Here is an 11,159-nt window from a genome sequence, read left to right as displayed (position 1 = left end):
TCTCAAAAGGTGGCCCTCACCGCCGGAGCCCTCGGATTACTCGCTTTCACAAACACTCAGGCACAGGAAATGCCCAAGCCTCCCAAAATGGTACCCGAAATGACGGAGTTCTGGGAGCCGGAGCCTAAAAAGGTAACCCCTGGCACCAACAATTCTGCACCCTCTGATGCACTGGTGCTGTTCAACGGAAAAGACCTGTCTGAGTGGAAAGCGAAAGGTGGGGGAGGAGATGCTAAATGGGAAGTGAAAAACGGGGCGTTCACCGTTGGCAAAGGGGATATCTCCACCAAAAAAGAATTTGGGGACTGCCAACTTCACATTGAGTGGAGCGCGCCGGATGAAGTAAAAGGAACGAGCCAAGGGCGCGGGAACAGCGGAATCTTCCTGCAAGACCGCTATGAGGTGCAGGTGCTGGATTCCTACAACAACCGCACATATTCAAACGGACAAGCCGCCAGTATCTACAAGCAATACCGCCCGTTGGTGAACGCCATGAACAAGCCTACGGAGTGGAACGTGTACGACATCATCTACACCGCTCCCCGGTTCAAGGAAGACGGCTCTCTCTTCACCCCGGCCCGGGTAACCGTGATTCACAATGGTGTGCTGGTGCAAAACAACGTGGAACTGAAAGGCCCTACCGAGTACATTGGTATCCCGGAATACAAAGCCCACGGAAAGGCCTCCATCAGTTTGCAAGACCACGGCAATCCGGTAAGTTTCCGCAATATCTGGATCAGGGAATTGTAAAAAAATGAACTTCTGTTTTAAGCTACTATTCAGCAAAATAGGCTTGAAACAGAAGTTCGTGGTTCAGGTCCCGGCTCTTTAAGCCTTTTCTTTTTCAGGACATTCGATTACTTTTCATTACCCTTCTTACTTACAAAATGGCGTACATCAAGTCAATCATGACTTCGGGCAAATCACCTTCCTGGCCGGCTCTTTTAGCCGAGGGGCAAGCACTTGTGGCATCAATGCTGTTTTTGGCTGTTTTTGGGAAAACAGATCGAAAACAGCAGGTTGGGCTTAAACTCGCTTTTCTGCTCTCTTGTTTGGTCCTGTTCGTCCTCTCCTCCTGCGGTAAACGAGACGGTGACCCAAGAATCTTGGTTTTCAGTAAAACCAGCGGGTATCACCATGCTTCCATCGCAGATGGTAACCGGGCCATTGTGGAACTGGGCAAAAAGAATGGCTTTGCCGTAGACACCACCACCAATGCGGAGTATTTCCAGGAGGACTCTCTCAAGAAATACGCCGCCGTTGTTTTCATGAGCACCACCGGAGATGTCCTGAACCATTACCAGGAGGCTGACTTTGAGCGCTACATCCAAGCGGGCGGCGGCTTTGTGGGCGTCCATTCTGCCACCGACACTGAGTATGGCTGGGGCTGGTACGGTAGATTGGTGGGCGCTTACTTTAGTAGCCACCCAGACCAACAGCAAGCCACGCTGCACGTGACCGATGAAAAGCATGATGCCACTGCCCATTTACCTAAAGACTGGACCAGAAAAGACGAGTGGTATAACTTCAAAAACCTGAGCAAGGATGTAAAGGTGCTGCTTACTTTAGATGAGAAAACATACAAAGGCGGTACCAATGGAGCCAATCACCCTGCAGCCTGGTACCATGAGTTTGAAGGCGGACGCGCGTTCTATACCGCTTTAGGGCATACAGAAGAGTCTTACAAAGACGATCTTTTCCTGCAGCATCTGCTAAAAGGCATTGAGTATGCCATAGGTGGTAACAAAGAATTGGATTACGAAAAAGCAACTTCCTTGCGCGTGCCGGAAGAAAACCGCTTTGTGAAAACAGTGCTGACGCAAGGCAAGTTTACCGAGCCTACCGAGATGACCATCCTTCCTAATCTGGATGTTCTGGTGGCCCAACGCCGGGGCGAACTGATGCTGTACAACCAAACGAGTGGTGCTTTACAGCAGGCAGGCTTCCTGGATGTGTACCATACCTCCAGTTCTGATGCCAATGCCGAGGAAGGTCTGATGGGCTTGGCCAAGGATCCTGATTTTGAGAAGAACAACTTCATCTATTTGTACTACAGCCCCGCCGATACCTCGGTGAACCGGCTTTCTCGCTTTGTCTTCCAGAACGGCAAACTGGACATGGCCTCTGAGAAGATCATCCTCCAACTGTATTCCCAACGCCAGATTTGCTGCCATACGGGTGGCTCCATTGCCTTTGGACCCGACAAACTTCTGTATCTGTCTACCGGTGACAACAGCACGCCATTTGACGAGAAAGGGCAAACCTATACCAACCAAGGGTACGCCCCTTTAGATGATCGTCCGGGCCACTTGCAATATGACGCCCGAAGAACATCTGGGAATACCAATGACCTGCGCGGAAAGGTGATTAGAATTAAAGTGAACGAGGACGGGTCTTATGACATCCCGAAGGGCAACCTTTTTCCTAAAAACCAAACGAAAACCAGACCCGAGATCTATACGATGGGGCACCGTAACCCGTACCGGATTTCGGTGGATCAAAAAACAGGGTTCCTGTACTGGGGCGAAGTAGGGCCAGATGCCAAAACGGATAGCTTGGCCACCAGAGGACCCAAAGGATATGATGAAGTAAACCAGGCCCGTAAAGCTGGTAATTTTGGTTGGCCGCTTTTCGTGGCGAACAATTATCCTTACCACAAATATGACTACGGAACGGGTACTTCCAGTGGTATCTTCAATCCGGCCAAGCCGGTTAATGATTCCCGTAACAACACCGGTCTGGTAAATTTGCCAGCGGCTCAGCCGGCTTTTATCTGGTACCCGTACGATGCCTCGCCGGATTTCCCGCAGGTAGGTACGGGTGGGCGTAACGCCATGGCCGGTCCGGTCTATTACACCGATATGTTCCCAGAAAGCACCCGTTTTGCCGATTACTACAACGGCAAGCTCTTTATCTATGATTGGATTAGGGACTGGATTAAAGTAGTGACCATGAAAGAAAATGGCGACTTTGATAAAATGGAGCCATTTATGGAAAATGAGAAGTTCGCCGCCATCATGGACATGGAAGTAGGGCCTGACGGGAAGCTCTATATTCTGGAATATGGAAAAGGATGGTTCACCGGAAACCCAGATGCAGCGCTCTCCAGAGTAGATTATTTATCTGGGAACCGGCCTCCTAAAATCACGAACCTATCGGTAGACCGCCAAAGCGGGTTGCTTCCGTTCACCGTGACCGCTACCGTAGAAGTGGCAGATCCGGAGAAGGATAATTTAAGATACCTCTGGACCATCAACGGGCTTAGAAAGCTGACTGATACGCCGCACCTGGAGCATACCTTTACCAAGGCAGGAGACTATGACATACAGGTAGAAGTGACCGATGCAGACAAGGCAACCTCCGGAAGCAGGGCCGTAACCGTGTACGCGGGCAATGAGCAGCCCGATGTGGTGGTGGCTTTGCCGGGCAACCGAAGCTTCTATTTTGAGGGAACCCCTATCAGATACCAGGTGCACGTAGTCACGCCGGGCGGTCAGGTGAAGCCACAAAACCTTTTCGTGTCTGCTGAATATGTAGAAGGAAAAGACTTGGCAGGAGCCTCTATGGGGCACCAGGTAGCCTCCGCCACCTTGGTGGGCAGAACGCTCATGGAAAACTCAGATTGCAAGGGCTGCCATAAAATAGACGAGAAATCGATAGGGCCGGCTTATGTAGACGTGTCTAAACGGTACCTCAAAGATCCTAAGGCCACGTCGCACCTTACCAACAAGATCATCAAAGGCGGCGGCGGCGTGTGGGGCGAGAATGCCATGCCAGCCCACCCAGACATGTCAGAGGCAGATGCCCGGCAGATTGTCTCCTGGATTCTTTCCTTAGCCAGCCCAACCAGTACCAAGCCTTCGCTCCCTGCCAAAGGCGAGATTGTACCCAAGGTAGCCGAGCAGAAGAAAGAGAACACCGTCCTGAAACTTACCGCCACTTATACCCATGAGGGCGGTACGGGGCTCAAGCCTTTAATGGGCTCCAACGCTGTTCAACTAAGAAGCAACCGGGTAGATGTTTCTGACTTCAAGCAGGTAAAGGGTTTTACCAGCAGAGACTCCTCTGGCAGCAAATACCTGGTGTTCCCTACTAGTGAAGGTTGGATTAAAGAAACGCTGGATTTAACAGACATTGCTTCTATTGATCTGGTAGCGGTGAACAGTGGTTACTTGGGCACTTATGACGTGGAAGTGAGAATTGGGCAGGTGAACGGGCAGAAGATCGGAAGCGGACGTATGGCCTTCGGGATAAAAGGGCAGATCGTGAGCACTTCTATTCCTGTTCAGGTTCCGCTTAATTTGCGCACCACCGATGTGTACATCATCTGTAAAGAAGTAAAGGCCGGCGGAAACAACAGGCCGCTTTTGAAGACGGTCATTTTTACCCCACAGGGCAGAAACATTTAGTCTTAACCGGTCTTCAACAAACCAAAAGATACCCATTATTCCTATTTCAATAAGTAAACACAAACCAGGAAAAAATGACAAACCAGAAACTCAGGCTGGGGATGATAGGTGGAGGGCAGGGAGCCTTTATCGGAGCCGTTCACCGCATTGCCGCCCGCATAGACGGAGAGTACGAATTAGTCTGTGGTGCTTTCAGCAGCAACCCAGAGAAATCTAAAGCCAGCGGCGAGTTGCTGGGCATTTCCCCCGAAAGAGTGTACGGCTCTTACCAGGAGTTGTACGAAAAAGAAGCAGCCCTGCCCGAGGACCAGCGGGTGCAGGTCATCAGCATTGTGACTCCTAACCACGTGCACTTTGAACCAACTAAAATGGGCTTGGAAAGCGGCTTTCACGTGATCCTGGACAAACCCATGACCTTCTCCCTGGCCGAGGCGCTGGAGCTGCGGGAAGTGGTGGAAAGAACCGGCAACCTCTTCTGTCTCACGCACACCTACTCCGGCTACCCCATGGTGAAAGAGGCCCGGCAACTAGTGGCTTCGGGTAAACTGGGCAAAATCAGAAAAGTGTATGTAGAGTATCCTCAAGGATGGTTAAGCACCTTTGAGGAAGGCGGCGATAACAAGCAAGCCTCCTGGAGAACCGATCCCAAGCAAAGCGGCATTGCTGGTGCCATGGGCGACATCGGAACCCACGCTTTTAACCTGGCCGAGTACGTGTCTGGCCTGGAGGTAACCCAAATTTGCGCCGATATTAACGTGGTGGTGGAAGGCCGCCAGTTGGATGATGACGGTGCAGCCCTGCTTAAATTCAACAACGGCGCTAGCGGCGTTCTCTTTGCCACTCAAATTGCGGCCGGCGAAGAAAACAATATTAGAATTCGCGTGTACGGAGAGAAAGGCGGGCTGGACTGGCAGCAGGACATTGCCAATACTTTGCTGGTGAAATGGCTGGACAGACCTGCTGAAATCTACCGCACCGGTACCGGCCATGTAGGGTCTTACGCGCAGCACAACAGCCGTACGCCCGGTGGGCACCCCGAAGGATACCTGGAAGCCTTTGCCAACCTGTACCGTAATTTCGCCTTGTGTGTAAAAGCCAGAATCAACGGCGAAGAAGCGCAAGCGGAATGGCTGGATTTCCCGGGCATTGAAGAAGGGGTGCGCGGCATGGCCTTCATTGAAAACGTGATTTCCTCCGGGCAATCAGAAAATAAATGGGTAGAATTCTCAATTTAGAAGCTAGCATAGACAATGACCACAATACAAGGACCAGCTATATTTTTAGCCCAGTTTTTAGGAGACCAGCCCCCGTTCAATGACTTAGCGTCCATCTGCGAGTGGGCTAAAGGCTTAGGATACAAAGGAGTACAAATCCCTACCTGGGCCACCGGGTACTTTGATTTGCAGAAAGCCGCCGAAAGCAAAACCTACGCCGATGAAATCAAAGGCTTAGTGGAAAGCCACGGCTTGCAGATCACCGAGCTTTCTACCCACCTGCAAGGACAGTTGGTAGCCGTGAACCCCGCCTATGACCAGCTGTTTGATGGCTTCGCGCCGGAGCAATACCGCAACAACCCTAAAGCCCGAACCGAGTGGGCTGTGCAGCAGTTGACCTATGCCGCCCAAGCTTCTAAGAATCTGGGGTTAAACGCCAGTGCCTCTTTCAGCGGGGCCTTGCTGTGGCACACGGTATATCCTTGGCCGCAGCGTCCGGCTGGTTTGGTAGAAGCAGGTTTCACGGAGTTAGCCAAGCGCTGGAAGCCTATTTTGGATATCTATGACGAAAACGGCGTAGACCTATGCTATGAGATTCACCCCGGTGAAGACCTGCACGACGGCATTTCCTACGAGATGTTCCTGGAGAAGGTGAACAACCACCCACGGGCCTGCCTGCTGTATGATCCATCGCACTTTGTATTGCAGTGCCTGGACTATTTAGCGTACATTGACCACTACCATGAGCGCATCAAGATGTTCCATGTGAAGGATGCCGAGTTTAACCCTACCGGAAAGCAGGGCGTGTACGGCGGCTACCAGAGCTGGATCAACCGTGCGGGCCGCTTCCGTTCCCTGGGCGATGGCCAGGTGGATTTCAAGGCCATTTTCAGCAAACTAGCCGCTTACGACTACAAAGGCTGGGCCGTGCTGGAGTGGGAGTGCGCCATCAAACACCCTGAAGACGGAGCCCGCGAGGGAGCAACCTTCATCAAAGACCACATCATCAGGGTAACCGAGAAAGCCTTTGACGACTTTGCCGCCACTGGCGTGAATGAGTCCTTGAACAACCAGATTCTGGGCTTATCTTAGTCAACCTAAACCATGGGAAGCATTTTTCAGCGCCTTTTCTGAAAATAGAGGCAAAACCGAGAAGTGCTTTCCAGGAATACTTCCCTAGTACAGCCTCCGTAGAGTGGCTGCCGCAAGTACCTTTTCCTGCTTGCCAACCTTTTAACAACATCCAAACCCTCTAACAAACCATAGTCTATGCAAAATATCCAACGATCTAAGCTCTTTTGGGCCAGCTGTCTGGCCTTATTGGTGACGTCGCTGTCCTTCGGGATCAGGGCCGGAATTCTGAATCAACTGGGCGTAGAGTTCCAGCTGAATGCCTCTGAGTTGAGTACCATCACCGCTACGGCGTTCTGGGGCTTCCCGCTGGCTATTGTGATAGGAGGCTTTGTAGTGGATGTGATTGGGATGAAGCGCTTGTTAGTGGCGGCCTTCGTGTTTCACCTGGCGGGGATTTTGCTCACCATTTTCGCGCAGGGCTATTGGACTTTGTTTCTCTCCACCTTGTTCGTGGGTATTGCTAATGGTACGGTCGAAGCCGCCTGTAACCCCTTGGTAGCAACCTTGTACCCTGAAAACAAAACCACTCGCCTTAACTACTTCCACCTATGGTTCCCAGGGGGTATTGTGATCGGTACCTTATTGGTGTTCTTCTTTACAAAGATAGGCTTAGGCTGGCAGATACAAGTGGGGATGATGTTGATCCCAACCCTGATCTACGGATTCCTGTTCTCTAAACTTGATTTCCCGGTAACCGAGCGCGTAGCTTCGGGCTACTCTACCGCCGACATGTACAAGGCGGTTTTGTCTCCGTTGTTCATCTTCATGTTCATCTGCATGTTCGGGACCGCTATCACAGAGCTGTTCACTGGTCAGTGGATTGACGTACTCCTGCGGAACGTAACCGACAACGCCTTGCTGATTCTTACCCTTACCACTGGGGTGATGGTGATTGGCCGTGGTTTGGCAAAACCAGTGGTGCATAAACTAAGCCCTTCCGGGGTATTGTTTATCTCTGCTATTCTGGCAGGTGTGGGTATCTACCTTTTAAGCACCCTTACCGGTAACTCTATCTTTTTGGCGGCCATTGTCTTCGGATTGGGCGTAACCTACTTCTGGCCAACCATGATTGGTTTTGTGGCGGAGAACATCCCAAAATCCGGAGCCTTGGGTTTGAACCTGATGGGGGGAGCCGGCATGTTCGCGGTATCTATTTACACCGTTTTCATGGGCAGTTTCTACGACAGAATTGTAACCGAGCGTCTACCGTCAGGGGCCAACATGGCCGATTACGTAGCCGCTGCCCCGGGCACTGAAATGGCTACCGTGCTGAACAACGCCAAGAACCTAGCGGGGCCTGAGGTACTGCAAGCCACAATGGTAATTCCTATTTTCCTGGCTTTCGCGTTTGGCGGGCTTTTCCTGTACATGCGGTCCAGAAGAAACAAAGGCGTGCAGGATTCTAAATACGCCGCTGCTTAGACCATTTCCATCCTAGTACCTTTTTGTTAGAATGACCCTTGTCTATTTAGGCGATGGGCATTTAAGAAGAAAAATAAATTTGCAATCAGGAGTCTTTTCGGGGCTGGTTTACACAAAACGGCCCCGAAACAGATGAAAGAAGACATACGGCAGGCAGCTTGATTAGGGAAAACTTAATCAAGCTGCTTCTTCTTTTGGCTGACCTGTATCTTGCTAGTACCCTAACAAAATTTTATGAGAAGTAAAGTCGCTTTAGTTAGTATCATTACCTTTTTCCTTAGTATTTCTTTCGGTTACAGTCAGGGCTTTGGTTCGTTGCGGGGCAAAGTTCAGGACAGGAACGCCGCCACTATTGCCGGGGCTACTATCAGGCTGTTGAATACCAATTTAAGTGCAGTTTCTGATAACCAGGGCGAATTCCGGCTAAGTGAGGTTCCGGCAGGCCAATACACCGTGCAGGTAAGCGCCTTGGGGTTTGCCACCTCCACGCAATCCGCCCGGGTGCAAGGGGCCGAGACCGAGATTGTGTTTCAACTGACCGAGTCGGCCGCCCGGCTGGATGAGGTAGTGGTGAGCGCCCAGAAAGTGGAGGAGGATTTGCAGCGGGTTCCTTCCAGCGTGACGGCTCTGACCAGCCGGCAGGTGCAGGAGTACCGCCTATGGACCACCCGCGACATTACCGCCATCATCCCCAACATGTATTCTTCTGATCCCGGCGACAACCGGAACGTGACTTCCATCAGGGGTATCGCCACCACTTCTTACGACCCGGCGGTCGCCACCTACATTGACGGTGTAAACCAATTCACTTTAGACACCTACTTGCCAGAACTTCTGGACGTGGAGCGCATTGAGGTTTTGCGTGGGCCGCAGGGAACCTTGTATGGCCGCAACGCCATGGGCGGCGTGATCAATATCATCACCAGGCAACCGGGCAACACCACCAGCGGGTTTGCCTCCCTTGAATTTGGAAACCATGGCCAACAGCGCTACAGCTTGGGAGTAAGAACCCCTTTAATCAAAGACAAGCTGTTTTTAGGCGCCGCTGGCTTGTTCAGAAAGCAGGATGGGTTTTACACCAACACTTTCAACAACACCGATTTTGACGAACAGAACGTGTTCGTGGGCAATTATTACCTCAAGTACCTGATTAACCCTGCCTGGAACATTACTTTAAATGCCAAGCACAGTGCCAACCGGAACCGGGGCGCTTTCCCATTGGCCTCCAGCATTGAGGAGGCCTTGGCCAACCCGTTTGAGGTAAACCAGAATGCCACGGGCAAAATGATCGACAACACCTTCAATGGGTCTTTCATTGTGAATCACACGGGTTCAGCTTTCAACTTCTCGTCTCAGACCGCCTACCAGTCAAATTACCGGGTGTATGACCGGCCCTTGGACGGGGATTTCTCACCTATTGATGGTGTAGAGGTGGTGAATGATTATGGCAAAGATTGGAACAAAGTAAAGGTGGTTACCCAGGAGTTCAAGTTTTCATCGCCAGCTTCCTCATCGTCTGCCCTGCAGTGGGTAGCCGGGGCTTATGGGTTTTACCACGATAATCCGGTGAAGCAAGGCACCCATTTTGGGGAAGATGCCGAGATGGTAGGGGCTCCTTTTCCTTTCTTTACCAGCATCAACATCAACGAAGGCGAGAACTACGGAACCGCTTTCTACGGCCAGGGAACTTACCGCCTGCTATCCAACCTGGAGTTGACCGCTGGCTTGCGCTATGACTACGAACACCGGAAACAGTCTGTCAGAGGCGAGTTTCAGCCGGATGGCGAGGAATCTACCGTAGTACTCCCTGATACTTCATCAAAGGCAAGCTTCAAGGCTTTCTCACCCAAAGCTAGTTTGGCCTATCACCTTTCCGAGGATTACCACCTGTACGGTTCGTACAGCCGAGGCTTCAGAACGGGTGGTATCACGCAGCTTTCCTCAGACCCGTCGCAGCCGCCGTTGTTTGCCTATGACCCAGAATACAGCAACAATTATGAAATTGGGCTGAAAACGTCCTTCTTTCAGAACCGGGTAGTTGCGAACATTGCTGCTTTCTACACCCAGGTAACCGATGCCCAGGTACCTACCTTGGTGTTGCCTGAAGCCATCATCATCACCCGCAACGTGGGCGAGTTGGAAAGCAAAGGCGTTGAACTGGAACTGAATGCGACTCCGTTCAAAGGCTTTGAGGCAAACTACAGTTTTGGTTACACTAATGCCGAATACACCCGCTTAACCGGAAACCAGGACGGCGAAGAGGTGAACTGGAGCGGCAAGAAACAGGTCTTCACCCCAGACGTGACTTCCATGTTGGCGTTGCAGTACGGCTACGGTTTAGGCCAAGCCCAGAACCTGAGACTGGTGCTCAGAGGCGAGTGGCGCTACTTAGGCAAACAGTATTTTGATGTCGCCAATCAATTAGCTCAGGAAGGATTCAGTACGCTCAATGCGAGGGTAGGGGTGCAGGCCAAACGGTATGAAGTATTCTTTTGGGGAAGAAACCTGACAGACGAAAAATACATTGACTACGCCTACAACTTCGGTGCCGCCCGCTTAGGAAACCCTGCTACGTACGGCGTCTCCTTACGGGCAAATTTCTAGAAGAGAAAGCCTTCTGATAAGTAGTTCCTGAATTGAATTTTAGAAAAGGCCCGGAGCAAGCATCTATTGTTTGTTCCGGGCCTTTTTAATCTATGATGGACCAAATTAAGTATGAAGAAAAAGGAGGCATCAGACAATTTATCCTGGGAAACTTGCTTTTACCTACCTTCTTTTTTGCCAAAAAAATGAAGGTAGGTAAAAGCATGGTAATTAAAAGATTAAGTGTTTTTTGCTAGTGTCTTAGCTAACTAAAAGAGAATTGGCCTATGTATTTTGCTATTAAATTTAGCTATTTTTGGTCTGTTTTGCTTAAAAGAGACCAAAGCAAAAGCTGGTTTGTGTAGCCTTTGCTACGTAAAACGCACTAAAGCCGTAG

General features: G+C 50.9%; 6 protein-coding genes. All 6 read left to right on the top strand.

Translation table 11 applies throughout. The features are described from left to right. Positions 1-69 precede the first annotated feature (69 nt). A complete protein-coding gene (locus tag ACW9SV_RS00640; protein ID WP_479556500.1) occupies positions 70-750 on the top strand; it encodes a 3-keto-disaccharide hydrolase in 681 nt (226 codons plus the stop codon). Positions 751-887: 137 nt separating this feature from the next. Beyond that, entirely contained in the window at positions 888-4,409 is a 3,522-nt protein-coding gene (locus tag ACW9SV_RS00635; protein ID WP_479554799.1) for a ThuA domain-containing protein, read from the top strand. A gap of 74 nt (positions 4,410-4,483) precedes the next feature. Next, positions 4,484-5,644, top strand: coding sequence for a Gfo/Idh/MocA family protein (locus tag ACW9SV_RS00630; RefSeq protein WP_479554798.1), 1,161 nt, complete (start codon positions 4,484-4,486; stop codon positions 5,642-5,644). Positions 5,645-5,659: 15 nt separating this feature from the next. Beyond that, entirely contained in the window at positions 5,660-6,715 is a 1,056-nt protein-coding gene (locus ACW9SV_RS00625; RefSeq protein ID WP_479554797.1) for a sugar phosphate isomerase/epimerase family protein, read from the top strand. 177 nt (positions 6,716-6,892) lie between these two features. Continuing rightward, positions 6,893-8,179, top strand: a complete 1,287-nt coding sequence (locus ACW9SV_RS00620; RefSeq protein ID WP_479554796.1) for an MFS transporter — start codon at positions 6,893-6,895, stop codon at positions 8,177-8,179. 234 nt (positions 8,180-8,413) lie between these two features. Next, complete coding sequence (locus tag ACW9SV_RS00615; protein ID WP_479554795.1) at positions 8,414-10,783, top strand: TonB-dependent receptor; 2,370 nt, start codon at positions 8,414-8,416, stop codon at positions 10,781-10,783. Positions 10,784-11,159: the final 376 nt, after the last annotated feature.

It is taken from the genome of Rufibacter sp. JT20002 (assembly GCF_056491185.1).
The sequence above is the reverse complement of the archived record's forward strand: the minus strand, read 5'-3'. Positions and strand labels throughout refer to the sequence as shown.